The following is a 25,207-nucleotide window of genomic DNA, read 5'->3' on the forward strand; positions in this document are numbered from 1 at the left end:
ACGGGGAACGTCCATCACGGCAATTTGCACGAAGCAGGTCTCCGACCCCAGAGATACCATACTGATACCTCATTCAGGCGTTGTGCTTCACCTCGTTAATGGTGGATGGATTTTGCCGTGAGCCTCAAACGGCCCGCGGCAGTGGAGATTGATTGTATGGCAACGCGTGAAAAGCGGCTGGCGCAGTTCGACGGGAATGGGAATCCGCCGACGGACCAACCGGTAGAAGTTCTTTGCGAGGATCACAGCGGAACCTACCAACTGCCCTTCGCCTGCCGCTGGATCGATGGCCAATGGCGCAATGACAGAACCGGCGGCATGGTCGAGGCCACGGTAGTCGGCTGGAGGCTGCCGCGTTCCAGCGCGATCTGAGCTTTCGCGCAACCGAAAGGCGCTCGCATTGTGCCAGAATGCGACGGAACCGCGCGCCATCTTTACGTTCGGAACGGCGATGGAACGAATCGCGCCCGAATCACTGATTTCGCGTCGTACTCCGTTGTTCACGGCTAGATGTCGCCCGCAATCCGAGGCGGCGCACCACATCCAGAACCACAACAATCGGCCGCAGCCAGCGGCCGACGACAAAGGTTAATTCCTCGGGGGACGACATGGCGGTCACTTCCAGGGGGTCGGCGGAGGCACTTTGTCGACGGCCGGCGGCACGTCGACGGTCTTGAAGTCGGCCGGGCTGACGATCTCGAGGTACTCCATGTCCTCCGAGTAGTCGTAGAGGTAATGCGTGATACCGGGCCGTTGGTGGACGACGTCGCCGGCCTGTACCAGCGTCGACTTGTCCTCATACATGAACCGCGCCCAGCCCTTGGTCATGATGACGATCTGGAATTCGCATTCGTGCTTGTGCCAGCCGGTGCCCTCTTCCGGAGGCAGATCGGGGTTGGCCTTGACGAGATGGCAGATCACCTGCCCGCCGGTGGCGTCGGCGATGCCGAGATCGCGATACAGGAAGAAGTCGCGCAGACCTCCGCCCTTGAATTCGGTATCGCCGGATTTGACGTGAGAGAATTTGCTGACGACGGCCTGCTGGTTCATTGAAGCCTCCACGGTTCGCGTTGGCGAGATCGCGACCGGGCGAAGTGCGTCCAGATTTTCGGCAGCGTCGCATCGTCGCGTTCACGGCTGCATGTTGCTATGCGAAATCCACGCCAGTCGCGCCGCAATGCAGCGATCGCCGGCATCGAAGCAGCGAAGCATTTGTCGGGAAGCCGGAATCCGCCTTCAGCAAGGCTCAGTCGGCGGCCGCGGGACCGGCGACGCCAACCGAGGCTGGCTCTGGCGTGAGCATATCCTGCCCGATGCTTGAGCCCTTCAAACGGGCAGGTGGCGCGCGGCCTGCCTAATATTCGACCTCGAGCTCTTCGATGTCGGCGGGCTCCGCCTTGGCGGCCTCGATCCACTCCTGCATCTCGGGCATGGCCATGATGGTGCTGGCGTAGGCCGCAAGCGCAGGTTCGAGCTTCACGTCATAGGTCATGAAACGGGTGACGACGGGCGCATACATCGCATCCGCCATGGTGCGCTCGCCGAACAGGAACGGCCCGCCTGATTCGGCGAGGCATTCACGCCAGATGGTGCAGACGCGGTCGATATCGGCCTGCGCGCGCGACCAGATCTTGAAGCCCGGGAAATGGCCCTTCAGGTTGACCGGCAGCGAGGCGCGCAGCGTGGTGAAGCCTGAATGGATTTCGCCGCAGATCGACCGGCAATGCGCACGCCGGATCCGGTCGGCCGGCAACAGGCCGGCGTCCGGCATGACCTCGTTGAGGTATTCTGCGATCGCCAGCGTATCCCAGATGGTGGCGCCGTCATGGCGCAGGCACGGCACCAGGATCGATGACGACAGCAGCAGAATTTCGGCCCGCGCCGACGCATCGTCGGGGGCGGTGACGATCTCTTCGAACTCCAGCCCTGAGAATTTCGCCAGCAGCCAGCCGCGCAGCGACCAGGACGAGTAATTCTTGCTGCTGATGGTCAGTGTGGTCTTTGCCATATAGCCCCTCGAACCCCCAAAGCGCCTCCGCGCAGGCACGGTAGCCAGCCGCGCAGCCGCCCAATGCCTGTGCGTCGGGCATTTGTGGAGCAAGCCACGTGCCAGTTTTAGAGGCGGCCGGGCCGGCTCTGGCGTCGATATTGCATGGCATCCCAAGACGGGGGCGGATGTGAATGATGTCAATGATGTACCAAGCCTATCAGAACCACATGGACTTGACGTCACCATGGCGGACCGGGGCCGCGGCGACCCTGAAATATCTCAATCTGGTGCCGCAGGGCGTCTCCGACAGACTGTTTGGCCGGCTCGCCGCTTCGCTCGAACTGATCTCGCGGTCCTCCCTCACCTATCACCGGCCTGCCTATGGCATCGACACGGTGCTGGTCGGCAATCGGGAACTGGAGGTCATCGAGGAAGTCACCTTCGCGACCCCGTTCGGGTCGCTGCTGCACTTCAAGAAGGAGAACGCGCCGGAGCAGCCGCGGCTGCTGCTGGTGGCGCCAATGTCCGGCCATTTCGCCACCCTGTTGCGCGCCACCGTGAAGACGCTGCTGCAGGACCACGACGTCTACATCACCGACTGGCATAACCCGCGCGACATCCCGCTTCATGCCGGCCGCTTCGGGCTCGAGGATTACACCGATCACCTGATCACCTTCCTCGACAAGATCGGCCCGCGCGCGCACATGGTGGCGATCTGCCAGCCGTCGGTATCGGCGCTGGCCGCTGCCGCCGTGATGTCGGAGGACAATCATCCCGCCCGCCCGGCCACGCTGACCCTGATGGCCGGGCCGATCGACACCCGGATCCAGCCGACCAAGGTCAACGAATTCGCCAGGAGCAAGCCGATCAACTGGTTCGAAAAAAACCTGATCAATTTCGTGCCGGTGCAGTGCAAGGGCGCGTTCCGCAAGGTCTATCCCGGCTTCGTGCAGCTCACCGCCTTCGTCTCGATGAATCTCGAGCGCCACATCAAGCAGCACATAGACCTCGCCAATCATCTGGCGAAAGGCGAGAGGGAGAAGGCGGAAGTCATCAAGACCTTCTACGACGAATATTTCGCCGTGATGGACCTGCCCGCGGAATTCTACATCGAGACCGTGCGCGACGTGTTTCAGGAGCATCTGTTGCCGCAGGGCAGACTGATGCATCGCGGCCGGCCGGTGAACCCGGCCTCGATCCGTCGCATGGGCCTGATGACGGTGGAAGGCGAAAAGGACGACATCTGCTCGATCGGCCAGACACTGGCGGCGCAGGACCTCTGCACCGGTGTACGCGCCTATCGCAAGGTGCACCACATGCAGGCCGGCGTCGGCCATTACGGCGTGTTCTCGGGCAAGCGCTGGAACAACGAGATTTATCCGCTGCTGCGGGATTTCGTGCACGTGAATTCGTAAGCAGCCGGTCATTCCGGGATGGTCCGAAGGACCAGACCCGGAATCTCGAGATTCCGGGTTCGCATCTTCGATGTGCCCCGGAATGACGCCAGCGCTAGGCTAACCTGCCTTCGCACGCTAACATCTTCCCAAGGCCGACCGTTCAAAGAGTCGTCCTCGGGGAGAAACCAGCATGCGTCTTTCAACCGATCTTCGCGCCTTCACGCTCGCCGTTCTCAGCGTATGCCTGCTGACCGTCACGGCCGGCGCCGCCGAGGTCCGCGTGATGATCTCGGGCGGGCTGACGGCGGCCTACAAGGCGCTGGTTCCTGAATTCGAGCGTGCGACGGGCCATAAAGTGCTGACCGCCTACGGGCCGTCGATGGGCACGACGACCAATGCGATCCCGGTGCGGCTGGAGCGCGGCGAACCTGCGGACGTGCTGATCATGGTCGGCTATGCGCTCGACGATCTCGCCAAGAAGGGCAAGGCGGTCGCCGACAGCAAAGTCGATCTCGTCAAATCGCCGATCGCGGTCGCCGTCAAATCAGGCACGCCGAAGCCGGACATCTCTACGCCCGACGCGCTCAAGCGCGCGCTGCTGGCGGTGAAGACCATCGCCTATTCCGACAGCGCCAGCGGCGTCTACGTCTCGACCGAGATGTTCGGCAAGCTCGGCATTGCCGAGGAAATGAAGGACAAGGCGCGGAAGATTCCGGCCACGCCCGTCGGTGAGATCGTCGCGCGCGGCGACGCCGAGATCGGCTTCCAGCAGATGAGCGAATTGAAGCCGGTGGAAGGCATCGAGATCGTAGGTCCTTTGCCGGACGAGTTGCAGAAGATCACGGTATTTTCCGCAGGCATTGCCACCGTCTCCAAGGAGCCCGATGCCGGCAAGGCGCTGATCAAGTTCCTCGCCTCCCCCGCCGCCCGCGGCGAGATCGTCAAGAGCGGCATGGATCCGATCGCGTCGGGCGCGACGAACTAAAGCACCGCAGGGCCTGAACGGAAAATCGCGAAAACAACCCCATGCAAAGTAGGCTTGCGCCCCGGCTCGCAGCACTCGCGCTGCCCTGCGTCCGGGCACGAGAAGAAAAAAGCTCGCTCATCGTCCATACTTAGCGTTACACCAGCAACCCAAGTAACAAATTTTTCCGCCCGCCTCTAAAGGCTTTCCAAACCGCCTGACCCGAATTGTATACCAGCTTTCGCCTGCGTCTGATTGAACCATCGAGATATCGTAATCGAGGCCTGCCTTGATATAGCGGTACTTGTTCCTGTCTTTCGGTGCTATGTCGTTCGGCCCATCTCTTGTATAGGCATCCATCATGACCCCGTTCGGATCGGAGCCGGCGTAGCGGCAATAGTTGACATCGCGCTCGGCTACACACTGTTTTAACAGGTCCACGGCTTGATCGGCGACAGCGACAAACTGCTCAACGGTCACGCCGGCGGGCAGTTCGCTGCCTAGTTGGCGCCCACGGTCACGGACAGCACGGCGTATCCTCGGCCGGACCTCTTCGACAAAGTCGGTAGTCCACATGAATCCCTTCGAAGGGCAGACGTTCGCGCCGAAATGCGGCTGCGTCGCCCATGCACCAATGAACAGCATGACACCAAAGACACAGGCGAATGGAACGAGCCACCCACGGCGCCGTACACCGGTTTGAGGATTCCGGGGCCATGCGTGAAGCAACAACCGCATGATGCAAACGAACGCCATCAGAGTGAACATCGTCGCGAAGGGCACCTGCAGCACCAGCCGGAGCAGCAGCGGCACGCCCAGGAGCACCGCTGCAAAAATGGCGGCTTTTCGATATCGCAAGTTGTTCAGACGGGCGAAGGCGGACACAGTCATCTTCTTCCAGATTTCGCGGTTTCAGATGGGGTTGTCATGCGATGTATCTTGCTGCCTCGCCCATCTTGCGCGGCCCGCCGACCATCATGTCGCCGCCTCGCCCTTTTCCGCCTCGCCCACCGGCCGCACCTTCATCTTCTCCAGCACCGCCGGATCGACCAGCCGGCTGACGATCGGATGGATGCGGATGGGTTTGTCCTTCACGACCTCGTGGCCTCTCCCTTATGTCCATGCAGAGTCACATGGCTCGCGATCGAGGCGGCAAGCTCACCGCAGAGCCGACCTTCGACATCACCTGTCTCTACCATGTCGCCAACCCCTTCATGCGGGATGTACGCCCGATTCGTCGCCGGAAGATAAAGCTAGACGTCGCACCTACGGGTTGCAAACGACCACAGGAGCGAGCCCTAACGTTTCATGAAGGGAGGAGAGTGATCTGCCGCGGTTGGGCGCTCGAGCCATAAAGGCAAACGCCGGATTGTCGCGCTCGCCCGATCTCGCATTCGTCAGGTAAAGCGCTGTTAACGATTTTTGAAAGCGTATCGGTGTCAGCCTTGGCAGGAAGAGACGAAATGATCGGATGGGGCGGCAGGCAAATCCACTTCGATACCGACATGGATCCGATCGCGGCAATGGTGACGAACCTAGCGATGCATGCCGTGCTGCATGGCCAGCAGCACGATGACGGCCAGCGCCAGCACGACGGTCGTGCTTTTCCAGAACAGCAGCGGGTTGCGCTCGATCAGCGGCGTCGATGATGTGGCGAGATAGTTCGCATTGGGATGCCGCAGGTCGAACAAAAATTCCGAGAAGCTGTCATAGCGCTTGTAGGGATTGGGATGCACGGCCTTCTCGAGCGTGCCATCGATCCATTGCGGCAGGTCCCGGTCCCCATGTGACGCCGGACGATAGACCAGCCTGTTGAACTGTGATCGCGTCCGCGCATTCGCGATCTGCGAACCGTAGGGCAGTCTTCCGGTCAACATCTGATAGGTGATGACACCGAGCGAGAACAGGTCGGAGCGTGAGGTCGCCGGCTCGCCGAGAAAATATTCGGGCGCGGTGTATTGCTGGGTGCCGAGAATGTCGTTGTGCATGCCTGACGGTTCGGCCTCGACGACGCCGGTGATTTTCGTTGAGCCAAAATCGATGATCTTCACCGTGCCCGTGGCGTCGATCATGATGTTGTCGGGCCGGATGTCCTGGTGCAGCATCTCCTTGCGGTGGAAGGCGCGCAGCCCCTTGGCGATCTGCTCGACGATGCCGCGCACGGTTTCCAGCCCTGGCTTTGGATTGTCGATCATCCATTGCGTCAGCGTCTGCCCCTCGATGTATTCGGTCGCGACATACAGGAAGTTGCGCTTGCGCTGCAGCAGGCAGGGTTTCAGCACATGCGGGCTGTCGATCCGCCGCGCCACCCACTCCTCCATCATGAACCGCTTCAGGTAGGCCGGATCGTCGCGCAGATCGATCGACGGAATCTTGATGGTGACCACGGCGTCGGTTTCGATATCGACGGCGAGATAGATGTGACTGCGGCTGGAGCCGTGCAGCTCCCGGACGATCCGGTAGCCATCGAACACCGCCCGCGCCTCCAGCAGCGGCGGCAGCGGCAGTTCATGCGGCTGCGCAAACACTTCGCTGGCAGCACCATCAGGCACCTCATCGACGCGGACGATCTGAACGGTGAGATTGTCCTCGCTGCCAGCCTCAAAAGCCTGGTCGACAATCCCCTTCGCCGCTGCGTCGAGATCGGCGCCGGCTTCGTTCACCGCCTTTGCAATGCGACGGGCGCTGAGATGCTCATAGATGCCATCGGTCGCGAGCACAAAGACGTCGCCCGACTCGAGCCGCAGCATCTGGTAGTCGATCTCGATCTGCGGATTTACGCCAAGCGCCCGGCCGAGATAGCTCTGCTGCGAGGAGATGACGATGCGGTGGTCGTTGGTGAGCTGCTCCAGCGTGTTGCCGGAGAGACGATAGATGCGGGAATCGCCGATGTGGAAGAGATGCGCCGTGGTCGACTTGATGACCATGGCGCTAAGCGTACAGACGTAACCGCGATCCTTGTCATAGGCATACTGGCTGCGCGTCTGCGAATGCAGCCAGGAATTGGTCGCCTCCAGCACGCGCTGCGCCGAGGTGCGCACCGACCAGGATTCCGAGGTGCAGTAATAGTCGGTCAAAAACCCCTTGACCGCCGATTCCGCGGCGACCCGGCTGACCTTGCTCGTGCTGATGCCGTCGGCCAGCACGATGGAAATGCCCTTGAGGCTGAGCAGCGGCTCGTCCGGGATCAGGACGCCGTGGAAATCCTGGTTGGTTTCCTTGGCTCCCTTATCGGAAAATTGTCCGATCGATATTTTCAGCTCGCGCGGCATTCCCGGCTTTCGCGACAATGGGCCTCTCCCCTTACGAGGAGAGGCCCATCCTCATCTCAAGATCAAGCGGCAATGCGCGAGGACGGCCGCGAAGATGCTGCAGCCGACGCGCTGCGCGACGGGCCGGTCTTGACGTGGGTCGCGTACAGCGTCAGCCCGGTGAAGGCGAGGCCGCCGACGAGGTTGCCGACCACGGTCGGAATCTCGTTCCAGAAGATATAGTCGAACCAGGTGAACTTGCCGCCGAGCAGCAGGCCCGACGGGAACAGGAACATGTTCACGATGGAATGCTCGAAGGTCATGAAGAAGAACAGCATGATCGGCATCCACATCGCGATCACCTTGCCGCTGACCTGGGTGGAGATCATTGCGCCGACCACGCCGGCCGACACCATCCAGTTGCAGAGCATGCCGCGGACGAACAGCGTCAGCATGCCGGCCGCGCCGTGATTGGCATAGCCGACGGTGCGGCTTTCGCCGATCTGGCCGATCACCGTGCCGACCTTGTCCGGCGGCGAGGAGAAGCCAAAGGTGAACACGATCGCCATCATCACCGCCACCGTGAACGCGCCGGCAAAATTGCCGATGAACACGAGGCTCCAGTTGCGCAGCACGCCGCCGAGCGTGACGCCCGGGCGCTTGTCGATCAGTGCCAGCGGACACAGAACGAAGACGCCGGTGAGCAGGTCGAAGCCAAACAGGTACAGCATGCAGAAGCCGACCGGAAAAAACGCGGCGCCGACGATCGGCGTGCCGGTCTGCACGTTGATGGTCACCGCCATCGCCGCGGCGAGCGCGAGGATCGCACCGGCCATGTAGGCGCGGATGACCGTATCGCGCGTCGACATGAAGATTTTGGATTCTCCGGCGTCGACCATCTTGGTCACGAATTCCGAAGGCGCGAGATAGGCCATTCCATTTCCCCTTTTCGAGACAAGGTTGAAGCGCGCCGGATGCTGCGCAGCCGTGCACCGATTAAGTGAAAAATCTTGCCGTCCTCGTGCGCGACAAATCCGGCGCCGCCTTTGAACGGCACAGAACGACGCAGGTCACGCCCGATAAGGGACTTAGGATGCGCGAGCCATCATGAGGTGGTCCCGAAGACTGCTCGAAGCGCCTCACGCGAGGCCGCTTGATCCAACGCCGTCGGCCAACGCTGGCCTTGGCAATCCGAAAGGACGGCAGTCGTCATTGACTGAGACAGGATTAAGCAATCGATGTGCCAACCCGAAACCGGGCCGTGGGCTGGAAAAAGCGCGTATATCTACGTGGTTATGGCCCGATCGCGCGGCGGCTGACCGGGATCGGTGCCTTGTATTTGTGCAGTTGCACAGATGTTAGCGCCCGCCGCGCAGGCCGCTAACGCTGTCATTCCGGGGCGCGCGTAGCGCGAACCCGGAATCCATTCAACCTCTACACAAGGTGCAGAATGGATTCCGGGTTCGATGCTTCGCATCGCCCCGGAATGACGAGAGGATAGACCATCGTTCAGGCAGCTCTCGCCTACTTCGTCTGCGTCCGCACCGGCCGGTCCTTCAGGCCGTTATTGTCATAGGCCTTGCGCAGCGTGCCGTTGGCGATCGCCTCGGTCAGAAACTTGACCGTAAACGCCAGCGACAGCGGACGATTGGGCGGCACGGCGACAGCCGTCACCGTCTGCTTGAAGGTTTCGTCCAGCACGCGCGTGCCCGGGATCTGTTTTGCCATGGCGTTGAGCTGGTCGCGCGACAGCGCGAACGCGTCGATCTCGCCGGCCTTGAGCAGGCCGAAGATTTCGTCGTAGGTCTGGTAGCCCGTGACCTTGGCGTTCTTCAGATGCGCGATCGCGCCGCGCATCGTGGTCGTGTTGTTGACGGCAGCGACCTTGATCCCGGGCTGATCGAGCGTTGCAAAATTCGTGACCTGTGAAGCTGGCTTGACGATGTAGGTCGCGTCCGCGACCTCATAGATCGGCCCAAACGCCATCCTGCCCTCACGTTCCGGATCTTTCGGCAGGAAGGTGACGTCCCAGGTGCCTTTGGAGACCGCATCGACGATCTGCCCGGAATTGTTGTGCGCGACATATTCGACGGGGACGCCAAGTTGCTCCGCCATCGCCTTGCCGAGATCGACCGGCACGCCGGCATAGCCGGTTTCGGTCTTGGTCGACCAGAAGGCGCCACCGGCCGGACTGATCGCAATCGCAACCCGTAGCTTGCCGGTCGGCGCGATCTCGTCCTTCAAGGCATCGGCAGCGGCGGGCGCGGTCATCATCACTGCTACTCCGAGAAAGAGGCCGGCAATTTTCGGCGAGGGTTGATTGGACATCGGGTGCTCCTTCCCCAGCCGGCGGCTGGCGTCGCGCTCACCCTTTCACGGATGATCAGCGCTTCTTTTTCTTAGCCGCAGCGGCGGCTTTTGGTGCCCCCGCAGCCGGTGTTGCCGGCTTGGCCGGATCGGCCGTTTCGAACTTGCCGATCGCAATGATCTGGACGCGCGCATTGGCAGGCGACGCCGGACGACTGACATCCTGCAACTGTTCCTCGCCCAGACCAAGGGCCTGAAGCCGTTTCGGCGACACCTTGAAGGTGTTGACCAGGACATCGCGGACCGATTCGGCGCGCCGCTGGCTCAGGATCAGATTGTGGTCGCGCCTTCCGGCAGACTCGACATGATCGACGATCAGATAGCGATAGGGTCGCGTCTTCGGATCTGTGAGCGCGTCGGCGATGCTGCCGATTGTCTGATAGGAGGCCGGCCGGATCAGGGACGAGTCCTGGTCGAACACGACGTCGAAACGGAGTTGCGGCAGCTTCGTCAGTTGCGGCGCGATCGGCGGCCGCTTTTGCGGCTGGGCATCCGCCCTTGCCTTGATGCGATCGGCGGCCTGCTGGCGCAAGGCGGCCAGGTCGATATCCGACTCGGCGTCGACGGCAAGCTTCTCAATGATATCGCCACTCGACATGGCCGCTTGCGCGCGCGCGGTCGTCGGCAAGGCAAGCAGGACCAAGGCAGCAAGCAAGAAACCGATACCGCGCAGTTTTTCCCCCCAAAGCATCAGCGATACCCCGCCGCGCTGATCGCCTTGTTGCAGTTCGGGGTCGCCTTCTTGGTCGATTCCAACAGGCATTGCAGCCCCTTCACGGGATCCTGCCGGACCTCGCCGCACAGCCGGTTCAACTCCCAATTGCACAGCTTTACGAGCGAAGTGCGCGCGGTGATGCGTTGCTGGATGGCGCCGAGAGCCTGGGGATAATCGGCCTTGCACTTCGCCGACACCACGTCCTGGTTGCGGCCCAGGCACTCCTTCAGGCGCGTCGCGTCGAAATTGACGCCGCGGCAATTGTCGTCGATGTCTTTGCCGCAACTCGCGGCCAGCATGGCCGCGGCCTCCTCGAATTTCATGGTCTGGGCCGCCGCCAGCGACGGCACCAATATCGCAATGATGAACAGGAAAAGTCGGATTCGGGTCATGCGCGCACCTCACACAAGGAGGGTGGCGATGGTCAAGTGTTCTGTTTGGGTTCACGGCAGTCCAGTCGGGCTATTGCGCCGCAGCAAATCGTCGCGGGCAGCAAAACCCCATGCCCCAGCCGCCGGCACCATGACGGAATGATGACGCCATCAGTTCAACAGCCCGGCTGCCAACGATCGAGTGACCTCACGGCGCCGTCTGCGCCGCCGGCACCTTGATCTCCCGCGGCAGGATGAGCGCTGCCACGATCACCAGCAGGCACAGCGCGCCGAACGCCTGCAGCATGGTGACGAAGCCGCCCTTCTCGTAAAGCCATGCCACCAGACCGACGGACGCACCCGCCGCGGTAAAGCCGATGAAGTAGCGCACCGAATAGGCGCGCGACCGCCACTCCTCGCTGGTGTATTTGCCGACCATGGCGTCGTTGACGGTGACCTGCCCGAACGCGCCCATCACGATGCCGATAGAGGCGATGATCAGTGGCAGATTCGACAGCGTCGCCGCGAAATACATGAACGGCGCCAGCAAAAATGACAGCGGCAGCATCACGGCTCTCAGCGAATAATGGTCGATCAACTTGCCGATCGTATATTGCGTCATCGCGCCGAACACATAGACGCCGGCCGCGATGACTCCGAGCAACGCCGGGCTGCTGGTCACGCCGGCCAGCCGCTCAGCGAACAGTTTCGGCATCGCCACGGTGATGGCGTTGAACGTGGTGGATATCGCGATCACCACGATCAGCAGGGCCAGCAACACCCGCCACATGTCCTGCTTGGCCACGCGCACCTGCGCCGCTGCCTGCCTGGTGCCCGTTCGGTCCTCGTGCACGACCATCAAGGCAAAGGCGACGCCAATCAGGACCGTGACGATTCCCGGCGCGATGAAGGCCCAGCGCCAGCCGAGATATTGCCCGATCACGCCGGTGACCAGCGCCGAGGACGCAACGCCGAGATTGCCCCAGACGCCGTTCAGGCCCATCTCGCGGCCGAGCTTGTCGGCATAGGACACGATCATCGCGGTGCCGACGGGATGATAGATCGAGGCGAACAGGCCGATCGCGAGCAGCGCCGCACCGAGCTGCAGCGGGCTCGAGACGAAGCCGACCGCGATCATCGACGCGCCGATGCCGAGGAAGAAGATTACCATCATGTGGCGGCGGCTCCAGCGGTCGCCAAGCCAGCCGGTGATGAGCGAGCCGGCACCGAAGGCGACGAAGCCCGGGGTGGCGTAAGGCAGCAGTTCCGAATAGGCCATGCCGAGCGCGGGCCCCATGATGATGACGGCGGCGGCGAAAATCAGCATCGCATAATGGTCGATGAAATGGGCGGCATTGACGAAAGTGATCACCCGGCTGGGGCTGTTCATGGTCGATTCCCGAATCCCGCAATTTTCCGAAATAGGTTATAGGTGGTTGTCCTGACGGGATGTCGCCAATGAATATCGCCGAAAAGCCAATTGCCGCCATCATCGGACACCGCATCTCGACCGGCGACGGCATCCACATGATTGCGAACAGCTACAATACAAGAAGGGCGTCCGGCTCGACACCCACATGCATCGCGAGGCGCAGCTCGTTTATGCCGCCAAAGGCACGATGCAGGTGACGACGCCGAAAGGCCGCTGGCTGGTGCCGCCGGATCGCGCGGTCTGGGTCCCCGCCCTGTCGGAACACGCGATCGACGTGCTGGCCGATATCGAGATGCGGACGCTCTATTTCGAACTCGACTGGCTGCAGCGCGAGGCGCGCAGCCACAGCCTCGTCGCGGAATTCGTGGTGCGGGTGTCGCCGCTGCTGCATCAGACCATACTCGCGCTGTTCGACGATCGCGGCGACCGCGAGCGAACGGAGCTTCTATTACGGCTCGCGATGATGGAGCTGGACCAGGCGGAGGATTCCGCGACCTTCATCCCGCTACCGCGCGAGCCGCGCTGCCGGCGCGCCGCCGACATCGTGCTCGCGGACCCGACCGGCAACCATGAGATCGAGACGCTGGCGCGCGAGGTCGGCACCTCGGTGCGGACGCTGTCGCGGCTGTTCTCATCGGAGTCACAATTGAGCTTCAAGAGCTGGTGCCAGCGTGCCCGGATTGCTGCCGCCATCGAGAAGCTGTCGACGGACGCGAACGTCTCGGTCAAGCAGCTTGCCTCGGATCTGGGCTATGCCAGCGTACCTGCGTTTTCCCACGCCTTCCGGCAGGTTACCGGCAAAACGCCGACGGAATTTGCCGGGAAGGAGTGAGGCTAAATCGTCATACGCGGGCTTGATCCGCGTATCCATCACTCTTCACGAAAAGGCTTTTTCCAAGGATCGATGGCCGGGTCCCGGCTATGCCAAGGCTTCGCCGGGCATTCAAGCGTAAGGCCGGCGTAGCTTCAGCGAAGTCGGCAAGCCCGGCCATGACGACATATAGTTTCGAGACATGACATATTTCCGTACGATCCATGCGCTTGATTGTGATCGGCAGCGACCTAAATCCCGTATAAGATTCCGGCGCCCCCACTGGATTCGACCCACCATATGGCCAACGCCTTCTTCTCCGATCTTCTCGCGACCATTTCAGAACGCGGCCGCACGCTGCTCCGGCGAGCCGGGCCGTCGAACGATGGCCAGGATGCATCGGAGCTGATCGAACTATGCAAGGCGCTGCTGTCGGGCCGTGGCGAAGCATCCGGCACCGCGATGGCGCGCGATGTGCTCGACCGCTACCATAACCTCGACGCTGCCGGCCGGCTTGCCTTCTTCGAAAGGCTGGCCAGAGACTTCGGCCCCGACCGCGAGAAGTTGTCGCAGGCGATCGAGAGCTGGCGCAGCCAGCCGAACGACAGCGATGCCAGCGACCTTCACTTTGCATCCGAGCCGCAGCGGCAGGAGTTGATCCGCCGGCTCAACCGTGCGCCGGGCGGCACCAGCGATTTGGTGGCGATGCGCGCCGACCTGCTTTCCCTGATGAAGGGCAACAAGGATCTGGCCGCGCTCGACCGCGACGTCGTTCATCTATTGTCTTCTTGGTTCAACAGGGGATTTCTCGTGCTACGCAGGATCGACTGGTCGACGCCAGCGAATATTCTGGAACAGATCATCCGTTACGAGGCCGTGCACGAAATCCGCGACTGGAACGATTTGCGCCGCCGCATCGACCCGATTGACCGCCGCTGCTACGCCTTCTTCCATCCCCAGCTTGCAGACGAACCGCTGATCTTCGTCGAGGTTGCACTGACCGAGGCAATTCCGACCGCGATCGCGCCGCTGCTCGCGGCCGAGCGTCAGCCGGTGCCGATCGAACGCGCCCGCACCGCCGTGTTCTATTCGATCTCGAATACGCAAAAAGGTCTAGGCGGCATTTCCTTCGGCAGTTTTCTGATCAAGCAGGTGGCCGAGGAATTGCGGCGCGAATTGCCGAAACTCGATACCTTCATCACGCTGTCCCCGGTTCCGGGCTTCATGCAATGGCTGAAGCAGGCCGATGACGTCCCGGTCAGCGACGAGGAGCGGACGCTGCTGGAGGCCCTCGACAAGCCGGACTGGTTCGAGAACACCGAACTGACCGCGCAACTACGCGCGGTGCTCGAGCCCTTGGCCGCGCACTATTTCCTCAAAGCCCGCACGCCAAAGGGCCGGCTGATCGATTCGGTGGCGCGCTTCCACATCGGCAATGGCGCGCGGCTGGAGAAGATCAACTGGCTCGGCGACCTGTCGCCAAAGGGCCTGCGCGAATCCGCAGGAGTCATGGTCAACTACCTCTACCGGCTGGAAGACATCGAGAAGAATCACGAGGCCTACGCCAACCAGGGCGAGATCGCCGCGTCCAGCGCGGTGAAGAAGCTGCTCAAGACCGAAGGCCGGCGATTACTGGACATGCGGCTGTCGTAGAGCGTTCGCGGCTTTCATTCGCCGCTCAGTTGGAAATCATGCTGCCATGGCCGATGGCGTCGCACCTCTCCGGCCGATCGACCCCGCCGAGCGGATCGCCGCCATCGACGTGCTGCGGGGCATCGCCCTATTCGGCGTTCTCGCGATCAACGTCGTCAATGAATTTCGCGTCTCGATCTTCGAACAGTTCCTTTCCCAGAAGTCTCCGGCATCGCCGATCGACAGCGCCATCGAAACGATCTTGACGCTGGCTGTCGAGATGAAGGCATTTGCACTGTTTTCGCTGCTGTTCGGCGCCGGCCTTGCCATCCAGTTCGAGCGGCTTGCGAACAGTGAGCGCCGCACCTCGCTTCTCATACGCCGGCTCGCCGTGTTGCTGGTCTTCGGGCTAATTCATCTCTGCCTGATCTGGAACGGCGATATTCTCACCGAATATGCGCTGGCCGGCCTGATCGTGCTGCCGTTCCTGTTTGGCCCGCGCTGGCTGCTGGCCGTCGCCGCGCTGGCATTTGTTGGGCTTTATCTTGCGATGCAGGCCTTTCCGCCGGCTGGATTGTCTCCCGGCACGGCCACGATCACGCAGCATGTCGCGGACGCTATCCGCATCTATGCGACCGGCGGCTTTCTCGACGTAGTGGCGTTCCGGCTCCGCGAGATTCCGCTCATCGTTCCATTGCACGCCTTTGTTTTTCCGCGCACGATTGGGCTGTTCCTTCTCGGAGCGTTCGCTTGGCGCACCGGCATTCTGCAAAGCCCACCCCGGCGCCTGCTGTCGACCGGCGCTCCCTGTGTTGGCCTCGGCGCGGCATTGATCCTTGCTGGTGCCGACGCTCTCGGCACCATCGTGCTGGCACTGGGTTACGCTGCCACCATCATCGGTATCGCCAATCTCGCGAGCGGAAGGAGGCTGCTTGGCTGGGCCGCGCCGCTGGGACGCATGGCCTTCACCAACTACCTCGCACAGTCCCTGATCTTCGGCTGGATCTTTTATGGCTATGGTCTCGGCCTGTTCGGCCGCCTCGGTGTCGCCAATGCGCTGACGATCGGTATTGCCGTCTACCTAGCGCAGGTCTTGCTTAGCGCGTGGTGGCTTGGCCGTTACCGATATGGCCCGGTCGAATGGCTATGGCGCACGCTGATGTATGGCGTGCCGCAACCGATGTCGCTCTTGAAAGCTGAGGCCGCACGATGACGATTATCTGGACCGACGACCGGGCTGGCGTAGACTGGCAGGAACTTGAAGCCCTCTACCGCGCCGCGCCGCTCGGCAACAAGAATGCGGACGATCTCGAAGTGGTGTTTGGCAACAGCATGTTTTGCTGTTTTGCCCGCGACAACGGCCGGCTCGTTGGCGCCGGCCGCGTTCTGGCCGACGGGCGCGATTGCGCCTATCTCTGCGACGTTGCCGTGCTGCCGAGCCATCAGGGGCTCGGTCTCGGAAAGCAGATCATCGAAAGGCTGGTCGACCAATCGCGATCGCACACCAAGATCCTTCTCTATTCGGTCGCCGGCCGCGAGCCGTTGTATGCGAAATTCGGCTTCCTGCGGATGAAGACGGCGATGGCGATTTTCAAGAATCGGCAATCGGCCATCGACAAGGGGCTGGTGTCCGAGAACTGATGGCGGACGGCGGTCGGACCGCCGCCGTCATCACGAGCCGCGCCGTTATGCGGACGCGGGCCGCAGCCGCAATAGCGCTGTGGGAAGATGGGCGGAGAGCCAGGCCGCGATGGCGCGCTCCTTGCGATGATAGAAGAGACCGGCCGCGATCACGGCAATTCCGATCAGCGACAGCGAGAAGGGAAACAGCAGCGAGTTCTTGAATACGACGTTTGCGAGATGTCCGAGATAGAGAGAGACGCCGAACGTACCGAACACCGCATAGACACGCCGCATCAGGATCACGGCAAGCGCCAGCAATCCGACATTGAGCAGGCAATAAACCGCCCTGCCCAGTTCGGTTGCGCTGTTCGAGGCGGTAATTCCGCCCCAGAAAGCCAGCAGCCCGAACAGATGCAGCCAGAAGGCAAAGTCGCCATTGCGGCCGCGATAGTCCACGGTCCAGGCCACGGCGAGGACAAGAAATCCGAACCAGATCGACACCCTGCGCCGCATCGCGAAGTCGAGATGATCCACACCGCTGATCCATGGCGCCAGGTCCATCGACATGAACCAGAGCGCGACCGCGATGAGCGCGACGATGAAGGGAAACCGGAAATAGCGCAACGCGACAGCGCCGGCCGCAACAGTCGCGATCTCCATGAAAACCCAACTGCCTTTGATCCAGACGTAGAAGTCGTGCACGGTACCCGGCTTGCCGAACTTGCCCCACCAGCCAAGCTCGTCTTGGATGCCGTAGACCGCGAGCGGCGCCATCGAGACCGCGACGGCGACCAGCAATCCGCCGGGAACGCGCAAATTCTTTCGGTGCCAGAGGTAATGACCCGTCACGGCAAATCCGATCGCATAGCCAATCGCGCAGGCCGTGAGCGCCCCGCCGCCCATCTGCGAAAACGCCACGGTCGAAAACAGGCCCATGGCGCCGATCACGATCAATGCGCCGGCGTACCAGAGCAGATGCGCGGCATCGAACTTCGCCGGGCCTGCGCCGTTGGCCGGTTCTCGCGCCTCACTGGCCGACAGAAAGGCAAGCAGGCGCTCCAGATCAATCGGGCTGATCACCCCGGCGCTTGCCGCACCCCGTAAACCCTTCGCCGAATATTGCATGTGACTATCAATCCCGAGCAAGGGGGTGCGGCGGCTCGCGCCGCTGTCCCGAGAAAAGAGCAAGGCTGTTACAAACCTGAGTATAGCAAATCTTGAGCGACGCTCAAGAATTATTTGAGCAACGCTCACAAAATTGGTGAACAATCCGTTGGCAGACCCATCCGGCAATCCGAACTGCCTGGCCCGCTACGCCGCCAGGGCCTTCATTTCCTTGTAAAGATCGGATTCTCCTTCGAATCCGATGCCCGGTAGGTCCCAGACCTTGTCCGGATCGAGATTGTCGCCATCGGCATCGAGCAGCGTCTTTGGATCGGCCTCCTTGAGCCGCGGCGCAAAGCGTTCGCGGATCAGTCCGCCCTGCCCGTAGCGGCCATTGGAATTGAAGCCGTAACCGACCACGCGCTTGCCGTCGCGCACGGCATCGGTGACGACGGCGACCAGGCTCGTCGTCATCTTGGTGAAGTCGATATAGGCGTTGCGGATCGGCGAGGAGATCGGTTTTGTGATTTCGCAGACGTCGACGATACGGACGGACATGAGATTGGCCCCTTATGCCTCCACCGTCATTGCGAGGAGCGAAGCGACGAAGCAATCCATCAAGCAACGCGTACGGAGGTATGGATTGCTTCGCTTCGCTCGCAATGACGAACGAAAGACCGCGTCAAGACGAACTCTTGTCGCGGAAATACGGCTCGACCGGGCCGTGCACCTTGATCGTCAGCGGGTTGCCGTAGCGGTCCTTGGCGTTGCCTGCGGTGACGCGCACCCAGCCCTCGCTGATGCAATACTCCTCGACATTGGTTTTCTCGACACCCTTGAAACGAATGCCGACGTCGCGCGCGAGGATCTCGGCATTGTAGTACGGGCTGTTCGGATCGACCGAGAGACGGTCGGGGAATTGGTCGTTCATCGCTTTGTTGGTCTCGCTCACAGCAGTGCCTCGATTTCTCTTCGTAGTCCCTCGGGCGTCACGGTCGGGGCATAGCGCCCGACCACCCTGCCCGACCGGTCGACCAGGAATTTGGTGAAATTCCATTTGATCGACGAACCGAGCAGCCCGGATTTCTCATTCTTCAGGTGGTTGAACAACGGATGCGCATGGCTGCCGTTGACGTCGATCTTGGCGAACATCGGAAACGTCACGTCATATTTGCGTTCGCAGAACTCTCCGATCTGTTTGGCGTCGCCCGGCTCTTGCCCGCCGAACTGGTTGCAAGGAAAACCGAGCACCGCAAAGCCACGCGGCGCGAGTTCGCGTTGCAATTGCTCGAGGCCCTTGTACTGCGGCGTGAATCCGCAGGCGCTCGCGGTGTTGACGATCAGGAGCACCTGACCTTCAAACCGCTTCAGCGGCACCTCGTCGCCGGCGAGCGACTGCGCCGTAAAATCATAAACGCCTGGCATCTCGTTCTCTCGAAGTCAGCCGGCGGGATCGATCGCCGCCGACGGTGTTCCACCCGCTTCGACCGCCTCGCCTGCTGCGAGGCAGAGATCTTCACGGTAGCGGCTGGCGACGAGCTGCACGCCGACAGGAATGCGCCCGACCAGCCCGGTCGAAACCGTTAGCCCGGGCAGCCCCATGAAGGGAATGGCGATCTGCGGCAATTGCGCATGCCAGACGCGCGCAAACGACGCCTCGTCCTTGCGGTCGAGCTGATCGGGGAACGGCAATTCGCCGGATACCGGCATCAGCAGCACCGCATAGTTTTCGAAGAACGCCAGCCATTCGCGGGTCAGCGTCGCGCGGCGCGTCAGCGTTTTCGACAGGTCGAACGAATGCACTTTGGCGCGGTTGCCGCGCAGGCAGGCCAGCGCGCCGGGATCGCCTTCGCGCTCGGCCGCTTCCAGTTGCGCCTCGTAGCCGTCACCGAGCCAGAGTTTTGTCTGGAGATCGGCGGCCTCGCGCAAGGGCGGCGTGTTGGCGATCTCCTCGACGATCCAGCCAGCGCGGGCGAGCCGCTTGCCCGCATCGGCGACCGCGGCTTTCACCTCGGGCACGGGATCGAGTCCATCCGGGTTGAGACACATCGCGACGCGCTTGGGCATCGCCGGCCCCTCGAGCGGCGCCGGCACCCACCAGGGATCGCGATAGTCCCTGGCCGACATCGCAGCCAGCGCGATCCTGATATCGCCGACGGTGCGCGCCAGCGGGCCCGAGACGGCGCTGATCTGTGGCCCGATCGGCCGCTCAGGGAGCGCCGCGTTGAAAGCTGCAATACGTCCCATGGTCGGCCGCAGGCCATGCACGCCGCAGGCGTAAGCCGGATAGCGGATCGATCCCGCAATATCAGTGCCATGTGCGATATGCCCGATGCCGGCCGCGACCGCAGCCCCCGCGCCGCCGGACGAGCCGCCCGGGGTGATCGAGGGATCGCGCGGGTTCTTGGTGTCGCCATGAATGAGATTGGTGGTGAACCAGCGATAGGAAAACGCCGGGCAGTTGGTGCGGCCCAGAATGACGGCGCCGGATTTGCGCAGATTGTCGATCACCGGGCTGTTGCTTTTTGCGATAGCGTCGCGCTGCAGCTTCAGCCCGTTGGTGGTGGCAAAGCCTTCCTGGTCGATATTGACTTTTACCGTCACGGGCACGCCCGCCAGCGGACCGACATCTTCGCCGCGCCCGATCGCAGCGTCGATAGCGGAAGCCTGCGCCAGGACGTCCTCGGGCCTGTGGTCGACGACGGCGTTGATCCTGGGGTTGACCGCGTCCAACCGAGCCAGCGCCGCAGCGGCCGCTTCCTTCGCCGAGACGTTCTTCGACCTGATCAGCGAAGCCATTTCCGCAGCCGACAGACGCCATAGATCGTGCATGCAAAACTCCATCCGTTGCCGCCCTTGTAGCGCCGGGCGCAGGGCAGCGCCAGCGGGCCGCCGCCCGGATTTTAGCGCATACGGGCGATGAAATAGGCGAGATCGGCGATCTGCTCTGGCGAGATCGGCGCCATCACGTCGGCCATGCTGGCATCATAGCCGTGGCGGCTGTTGTCCTTGTACTCGGCAAGCGTCTTGGCGAGATAATCCTGGCGCTGGTTGGCGATGCGCGGGACGTTTTCCTTGCCCGACAAATCGGGATTGTGACAGGTGTCGCAGCGGTGCTGCTGCACCAGCGCCTGCCCGCGCTGCATCCGCGCTGGATCGCCATTTTCCGCTGGCGGCGAGGGCTTCGGTATCCTGGCGATGAAGTCTGAAAAGAGGCGAAGATCGTCGTCGGTGAGCGGCTTCGCCATTTCGTTCATCGGCTCGAAGGTGCGCAGCCTTTCGCGAAACATGAAGAGCTGGATCAGGGTGTAAGGCGCCTGCTGGCCGCCGAGCGAGGGCGTGTTCTCGGTCTCGGACTGACCTTTCTCGCCGTGGCAGGCGAGACACGGCACGATGCGTTGTTCGATGGTTTCAGCCGGTGCGCATGTTGAAATCAACGCAAACGCCAGTGCCGTTATTGTTTTACGCATCAGCCATTTCCGGTACGTCGTCATTCCGGGGCGATGCGAAGCATCGAACCCGGAATCTCGAGATTCCGGGTCTGGTGCTAACGCACCAGCCCGGAATGACCAAGTGGAGCGTTCGTCGCTTCTCCTACGACTTCCCCGCCACCTTCTGCTTGCCGTAGGTGATGCGGTAGACCGCACCGTTCCAGTCGTCGGAGACCAAGAGCGAGCCATCCTTCATCGGCAGCACGTCGACCGGACGGCCAATATATTTGTTGTCTTCGAGGAAGCCGGTGAGGAACGGCTCCATCGACTTCATCGAGCCGTCCTTGTTCAGCTTGACGATCACGACGTCACCGCCGACTTTCTTGGTGCGGTTCCATGAGCCGTGCCGCGCGATGATGGCCGCGTTCTTGTAGCCCTTCGGGAACATGCTGCCGGTGTAGAACCGCATGCCGAGCGCCGCGGAATGCGGTCCCAGCAGGCCGACCGGCGCGGTGTATTCGCTGCAGGATTTGCCCCAGCCGAATTCGGGATCGACAATATTGCCCTGCAGACAGTAGGGCGCGCCGAAATGTTCACCAACCTTGGTGATGCGGTTGAGCTCGTCCTCCGGCACGTCTTCCGACATCCAGTCGCGGCCATTGTCGGTGAAGTAGAGCTGCTTGGTCACCGGATGCCAGTCGAAGCCGACGGTCTGGCGAACGCCCCTGGCGATCACTTCCGCGCCCGAACCGTCGAGATTCATCCGGCGGATCTGGCCGTGCTCGTCGCTGTGCAGCACGTTGTTGCCGGGCTGGCCGACCGGAACATAGAGCTTGTTGTCGGGGCCGATGCCGATGAACTTCCAACCGTGGGCCTCGTCCTTCGGCAGCTTGTCGTAGATCAGGGTCGGCTTCGGCGGGTTGTCGATGACGTCTTCAACCTTGTCGATCTTGGAGACCTTCGACAGCTCCGCGATGTAGAGCGTGCCGTCCTTGAACGCGATGCCGTTCGGACGGTAGAGGCCGGAGGCCAGCACCTTGACCTCGCGCTTGCCGTCCTTGTTGACGATGGCATAGACCTTGTCGACGAGGCGGCTGCCGACGAACACCGTGCCCTTGTCGCCCACGGCAAGCGAGCGCGCATTCGCCATGCCCGCGGCATAGACCTCGATGTTGAAGCCGGCCGGCACTTTGAGCTTCGCCGTCGGCAATTTGTCCGGCGCCGCGGGAATCGGCGGCGGCGCATTCGGCGCGAGCTTGGCGGCGGCTTCGTTGCCCGCGGGACGTCCCATCAACGGCGATCCCGGCGGAAGCGCGGGTGCGGCCGCAGGCGGTGCGTCGGCGGCAGGTGGCGATGCGGCGGGCTGCTGGGCCGCGGCGCCGAGCGTGAAGGCACCGAGGAAGGCACCGGCCAGCAACAGGCTGCGCGGTGCCGACGAATGGCTGATCATGGGTGTTCTCCCTGGCGGAAGCCTGTTCTCTACACGCGGCACATGGCAGTGCCGACGCCGGTGGCTTTCCGAGCGGCAATCTCCGATATTTTTCCGTCGAAGCGCAACCGGAAACATGCTTCACGGAAACTGCGCCGGCCGAATCGGCGGCCGGCTTCATCGCACGTCAGTGCTTCGTGACCGAGCCGCCGGGGGCGTCGAGGATCGCTTCGGCGAACGGAAACTCCAGCACGATTTCACCGTCGTCGTCGGTCACCTCGATGATCGCGCTCAGCAGCGCGCCATCGGCGCCGTCGGTCTTGAGCAGCTCCCGGATCATGGCGCGCGCCATTTCCCAGGCGCGATCGGGATCGACAAGCACTTCGCCGTCGGGATCTGAGATCAGCTCGTCGCCGATACGGGTGTTGAAATAATATCTCGGCATCGGCTGAAACCTGGCTCCGGTTGATGGCCCCGCAACCGGAGGCCGCCTCTATCTCACAAGTTCTTTATCCGGAGCCGGCTGCGCTCCGTCATACCCAGAATCGCCATTCGCGGTGGCGCGAACAACCGCGAAAGGCTTGATCCCACGTTGTTTTGAGCAACGTCCTCCACACAACCCCGTGAAATCTCTTTGCGACGCAGCATAAACAAATGGGGTTCCAGGCAAAAGATTTAACTGGCGAACTTTTTGATCCGCAGTACCTTAACCTGCAAGGGTGGAATCGCCCGGGTAGCAAGGGAGAGCCAAATGGCCTGGAAAGCGCCGAAAATCGTCGAAGTATCGGTCGGCATGGAAATCAACATGTATATGTGTGCCACCCGCAAGTAAGCGGCGCGCGTTTCATAGTCTCACGCAGGTGGACCTCCGGGCCTGACACGTTCCCGATCGCGGGACTGTGTCCGACGCCGGTGTCCACTTTGCGGCGTTTGTAATTCAGTTTGTGTCTTCAAATCCGAAATCTCCAGGAGACGGATCATGCTTCGCGTCGTCGTCCTGGGCGCCGCGGCAGGCGGCGGTGTTCCGCAGTGGAATTGCGGATGTCCGGTGTGCGTGAAGGCACGAAGCGACAATCCTGAGCTGCGCAGTACCCAAGCCTCGATCGCGGTCAGCGCCGATGGCGCGCACTGGTATCTTATCAACGCCTCGCCTGACCTGCGTCAGCAATTGATCGCGACGCCGCAGCTTCACCCCAAGGCCGGACAGCTCCGGCACAGCCCGATTGCCGGCGTAGTCCTGACCAATGGCGAGGTCGACGCGGTCGCAGGGCTGTTGTCGATGCGCGAGGGGTCGCCCTTTACGCTCTATGCGCATCAGCGGGTGCTTGCGATTTTGCGATCCAACAGCATCTTTAACGTGCTGGGCGAAAATAACGTGAAACGGCGGCCGATTGAGGTCGACAGGGCGTTCGAGCCCGCCCTGCCTGACGGCTCCCCATCCGGCATGGAAATCCTTCCCTTCGCGGTTCCCGGCAAGGGCGCGTGGTATCTCGAAGGCAAGGCGCATCCGGCGGGCGGCGATGCCGCGGGCGATACGCTGGGCTTACGGATTCTGGACAAGGGAACCGGCAGGTACTTCTATTTCCTGGCTGCCTGCGCGAGGGTGACCGACGAACTCAAATCGCGCCTAGCGGGTGCTGCGCTGGTCTTCTTCGACGGCACCGTGTGGCGCGACGACGAATTGATCGTCCAGGACCTCGGCACCAAGACGGGACAAGGGATGGGCCATATTTCAATGTCGGGCGAACATGGCGCGATCGAGAGCCTTGCCGGCCTCGATATCGGCCGCAAGATGTTCCTGCATATCAACAACTCCAACCCCGCTCTGCTCTCCAGCTCGGACGAGCGAAAGGAACTGGAACAAGCGGGCTGGCAGATTCCAGCCGATGGAACGGAGATCACGCTGTGAATGTCATGGCCAAGGCGGAAATGACCGCCCACTCGATCGGCAAGGGCATCACGCTCAACAATGCCGATGAACTCGAAGCGATGCTCCGCCACATCGGCGCGACGCGCTATCACAACCTGCACCCGTTCCACCGGCTGCTGCATGGCGGCAAGCTCAACAAGGGGCAGGTGCAGGCCTGGGCGCTGAACCGCTATTTCTACCAGAGCACGATCCCGCTGAAGGACGCGATGGTGATTTCGCGCTTCCGGGACCGCGCCACGAGGATCGAATGGCGGCACCGGATCGAGGACCACGACGGCGACCAGGACAGTGAAGGCGGCATCGAACGCTGGCTCAAGCTGACCGAAGGCCTCGGGCTCGACAGCGCCTATGTGGAATCGACCGAAGGCATCCTGCCGGCGACGCGGTTTGCGGTGGAAGCCTACGTGCATTTCTGCCGGGACAAGACGCCGCTGGAGGCGATCGCCTCCTCGCTCACGGAACTGTTCGCGCCGAACCTGCATGAGGAACGCATTTCCGGCATGCTGCAGCACTATGATTTCGTCAATCCTGACATCATGACCTATTTCAGCCGCCGCCTGACGCAGGCCCCGCGCGATGCGGGCTTCGCGCTGGAATACGTCAAGGCCAATGCGAAGACGCCGGCGGAACGCGAGGCGGTCTGCAACGCGCTGATCTTCAAGACCAATGTGCTATGGGTTCAGCTCGATGCGCTGTATCATGCCTATGTCGAGGGCCATATACCGCCCGGCGCGTTCGTGCCCAAAGGAGAGTAGTGATC

General features: G+C 62.1%; 26 protein-coding genes and 1 pseudogene. 10 read left to right on the forward strand and 17 right to left on the reverse strand.

All coding sequences use genetic code 11. The annotated features are described in order from the left end of the window. Window positions 1-156 precede the first annotated feature (156 nt). A complete protein-coding gene (locus tag V1288_RS03600; RefSeq protein WP_247830889.1) occupies window positions 157-372 on the forward strand; it encodes a hypothetical protein in 216 nt (71 codons plus the stop codon). A 243-nt stretch (window positions 373-615) separates the two neighbouring features. Here V1288_RS03600 and V1288_RS03605 read toward each other — a convergent pair whose 3' ends face one another. Together V1288_RS03605 and V1288_RS03610 are read right to left on the reverse strand one after the other, a co-directional pair. Further along, on the reverse strand, window positions 616-1,050 hold the full coding sequence (locus V1288_RS03605) for a cupin domain-containing protein (RefSeq protein WP_334355768.1): 435 nt from the start codon (window positions 1,048-1,050) through the stop codon (window positions 616-618). A 304-nt stretch (window positions 1,051-1,354) separates the two neighbouring features. Then, window positions 1,355-2,008 (reverse strand): glutathione S-transferase family protein, encoded by a 654-nt coding sequence (locus V1288_RS03610; RefSeq protein WP_334355769.1) that lies wholly within the window; start codon window positions 2,006-2,008, stop codon window positions 1,355-1,357. 173 nt (window positions 2,009-2,181) lie between these two features. On the opposite strand from V1288_RS03610, the gene V1288_RS03615 reads away from it, so the two are divergent. Next, window positions 2,182-3,405, forward strand: coding sequence for a polyhydroxyalkanoate depolymerase (locus V1288_RS03615; protein WP_334355770.1), 1,224 nt, complete (start codon window positions 2,182-2,184; stop codon window positions 3,403-3,405). Window positions 3,406-3,577: 172 nt separating this feature from the next. After that, on the forward strand, window positions 3,578-4,372 hold the full coding sequence (locus V1288_RS03620; RefSeq protein ID WP_334355771.1) for a substrate-binding domain-containing protein: 795 nt from the start codon (window positions 3,578-3,580) through the stop codon (window positions 4,370-4,372). A 117-nt stretch (window positions 4,373-4,489) separates the two neighbouring features. Here V1288_RS03620 and V1288_RS03625 read toward each other — a convergent pair whose 3' ends face one another. The 7 genes from V1288_RS03625 to V1288_RS03655 all read right to left on the reverse strand — a co-directional run bounded on the left by V1288_RS03625 (window position 4,490) and on the right by V1288_RS03655 (window position 12,445). Further along, window positions 4,490-5,236, reverse strand: coding sequence for a hypothetical protein (locus V1288_RS03625; protein WP_334355772.1), 747 nt, complete (start codon window positions 5,234-5,236; stop codon window positions 4,490-4,492). A 650-nt stretch (window positions 5,237-5,886) separates the two neighbouring features. After that, window positions 5,887-7,623 (reverse strand): bifunctional protein-serine/threonine kinase/phosphatase, encoded by a 1,737-nt coding sequence (locus V1288_RS03630; RefSeq protein ID WP_334361186.1) that lies wholly within the window; start codon window positions 7,621-7,623, stop codon window positions 5,887-5,889. 62 nt (window positions 7,624-7,685) lie between these two features. Further along, entirely contained in the window at window positions 7,686-8,537 is an 852-nt protein-coding gene (locus V1288_RS03635) for a formate/nitrite transporter family protein (protein WP_334355773.1), read from the reverse strand. A 589-nt stretch (window positions 8,538-9,126) separates the two neighbouring features. Further along, complete coding sequence (locus V1288_RS03640; RefSeq protein ID WP_334361187.1) at window positions 9,127-9,873, reverse strand: transporter substrate-binding domain-containing protein; 747 nt, start codon at window positions 9,871-9,873, stop codon at window positions 9,127-9,129. A gap of 112 nt (window positions 9,874-9,985) precedes the next feature. Continuing rightward, the gene (locus V1288_RS03645; RefSeq protein ID WP_334355774.1) at window positions 9,986-10,567 is read right to left on the reverse strand and encodes an OmpA family protein; all 582 of its coding nucleotides are present in this window, start codon (window positions 10,565-10,567) and stop codon (window positions 9,986-9,988) included. Between the two features lie 92 nt (window positions 10,568-10,659). Further along, entirely contained in the window at window positions 10,660-11,076 is a 417-nt protein-coding gene (locus V1288_RS03650) for a hypothetical protein (protein ID WP_334355775.1), read from the reverse strand. 187 nt (window positions 11,077-11,263) lie between these two features. Further along, window positions 11,264-12,445 carry an MFS transporter gene (locus V1288_RS03655; RefSeq protein WP_334355776.1) on the reverse strand — a complete coding sequence of 394 codons (1,182 nt, stop codon included), beginning with the start codon at window positions 12,443-12,445 and terminating at the stop codon, window positions 11,264-11,266. A gap of 187 nt (window positions 12,446-12,632) precedes the next feature. Here V1288_RS03655 and V1288_RS03660 point away from each other — a divergent pair, with 187 nt between their 5' ends. From V1288_RS03660 to V1288_RS03675, 4 genes are all read left to right on the forward strand, one after another. After that, a complete protein-coding gene (locus tag V1288_RS03660) occupies window positions 12,633-13,319 on the forward strand; it encodes an AraC family transcriptional regulator (protein ID WP_442893908.1) in 687 nt (228 codons plus the stop codon). A gap of 279 nt (window positions 13,320-13,598) precedes the next feature. Then, a complete protein-coding gene (locus V1288_RS03665) occupies window positions 13,599-14,951 on the forward strand; it encodes a malonyl-CoA decarboxylase (RefSeq protein ID WP_334355777.1) in 1,353 nt (450 codons plus the stop codon). 46 nt (window positions 14,952-14,997) lie between these two features. After that, a complete protein-coding gene (locus V1288_RS03670) occupies window positions 14,998-16,143 on the forward strand; it encodes a DUF418 domain-containing protein (protein ID WP_334355778.1) in 1,146 nt (381 codons plus the stop codon). Continuing rightward, on the forward strand, window positions 16,140-16,571 hold the full coding sequence (locus tag V1288_RS03675) for a GNAT family N-acetyltransferase (protein ID WP_334355779.1): 432 nt from the start codon (window positions 16,140-16,142) through the stop codon (window positions 16,569-16,571). The genes V1288_RS03670 and V1288_RS03675 overlap by 4 nt, the downstream gene beginning before the upstream one ends. Before the next feature lie 45 nt (window positions 16,572-16,616). Here the strand turns inward: V1288_RS03675 and V1288_RS03680 are convergent, their stop codons facing one another. The 8 genes and pseudogenes from V1288_RS03680 to V1288_RS03715 form a co-directional block, all read right to left on the reverse strand. Next, complete coding sequence (locus V1288_RS03680; protein ID WP_334355780.1) at window positions 16,617-17,678, reverse strand: hypothetical protein; 1,062 nt, start codon at window positions 17,676-17,678, stop codon at window positions 16,617-16,619. A 255-nt stretch (window positions 17,679-17,933) separates the two neighbouring features. After that, window positions 17,934-18,215: pseudogene (locus V1288_RS03685) on the reverse strand (mandelate racemase); the annotation flags it as partial. 124 nt (window positions 18,216-18,339) lie between these two features. After that, the gene (locus V1288_RS03690) at window positions 18,340-18,588 is read right to left on the reverse strand and encodes a DUF3297 family protein (RefSeq protein ID WP_334355781.1); all 249 of its coding nucleotides are present in this window, start codon (window positions 18,586-18,588) and stop codon (window positions 18,340-18,342) included. A gap of 17 nt (window positions 18,589-18,605) precedes the next feature. Then, window positions 18,606-19,082, reverse strand: coding sequence for a glutathione peroxidase (locus V1288_RS03695; protein WP_334355782.1), 477 nt, complete (start codon window positions 19,080-19,082; stop codon window positions 18,606-18,608). A 15-nt stretch (window positions 19,083-19,097) separates the two neighbouring features. Then, window positions 19,098-20,489: an amidase family protein gene (locus V1288_RS03700; RefSeq protein WP_334355783.1), complete on the reverse strand. Its 1,392-nt coding sequence runs from the start codon at window positions 20,487-20,489 to the stop codon at window positions 19,098-19,100. A 71-nt stretch (window positions 20,490-20,560) separates the two neighbouring features. After that, a complete protein-coding gene (locus V1288_RS03705) occupies window positions 20,561-21,127 on the reverse strand; it encodes a c-type cytochrome (protein ID WP_334355784.1) in 567 nt (188 codons plus the stop codon). A 124-nt stretch (window positions 21,128-21,251) separates the two neighbouring features. Continuing rightward, window positions 21,252-22,538 (reverse strand): PQQ-dependent sugar dehydrogenase, encoded by a 1,287-nt coding sequence (locus V1288_RS03710; protein WP_334355785.1) that lies wholly within the window; start codon window positions 22,536-22,538, stop codon window positions 21,252-21,254. 166 nt (window positions 22,539-22,704) lie between these two features. Continuing rightward, the gene (locus V1288_RS03715) at window positions 22,705-22,962 is read right to left on the reverse strand and encodes a DUF6894 family protein (RefSeq protein WP_212420398.1); all 258 of its coding nucleotides are present in this window, start codon (window positions 22,960-22,962) and stop codon (window positions 22,705-22,707) included. Window positions 22,963-23,268: 306 nt separating this feature from the next. Between V1288_RS03715 and pqqA the strand changes: the two genes are divergently transcribed. The 3 genes from pqqA (at window position 23,269) to pqqC (ending at window position 25,202) form a co-directional block, all read left to right on the forward strand. Then, window positions 23,269-23,349: a pyrroloquinoline quinone precursor peptide PqqA gene (pqqA, locus tag V1288_RS03720; protein ID WP_035635412.1), complete on the forward strand. Its 81-nt coding sequence runs from the start codon at window positions 23,269-23,271 to the stop codon at window positions 23,347-23,349. Window positions 23,350-23,496: 147 nt separating this feature from the next. Further along, window positions 23,497-24,426, forward strand: coding sequence for a pyrroloquinoline quinone biosynthesis protein PqqB (gene pqqB / locus V1288_RS03725; protein WP_334355786.1), 930 nt, complete (start codon window positions 23,497-23,499; stop codon window positions 24,424-24,426). 20 nt (window positions 24,427-24,446) lie between these two features. After that, on the forward strand, window positions 24,447-25,202 hold the full coding sequence (gene pqqC, locus V1288_RS03730) for a pyrroloquinoline-quinone synthase PqqC (RefSeq protein WP_334361188.1): 756 nt from the start codon (window positions 24,447-24,449) through the stop codon (window positions 25,200-25,202). Window positions 25,203-25,207 lie beyond the last annotated feature (5 nt).

Origin of the sequence: Bradyrhizobium sp. AZCC 2176 (genome assembly GCF_036924645.1) — a bacterium.
Lineage (GTDB): Bacteria > Pseudomonadota > Alphaproteobacteria > Rhizobiales > Xanthobacteraceae > Bradyrhizobium.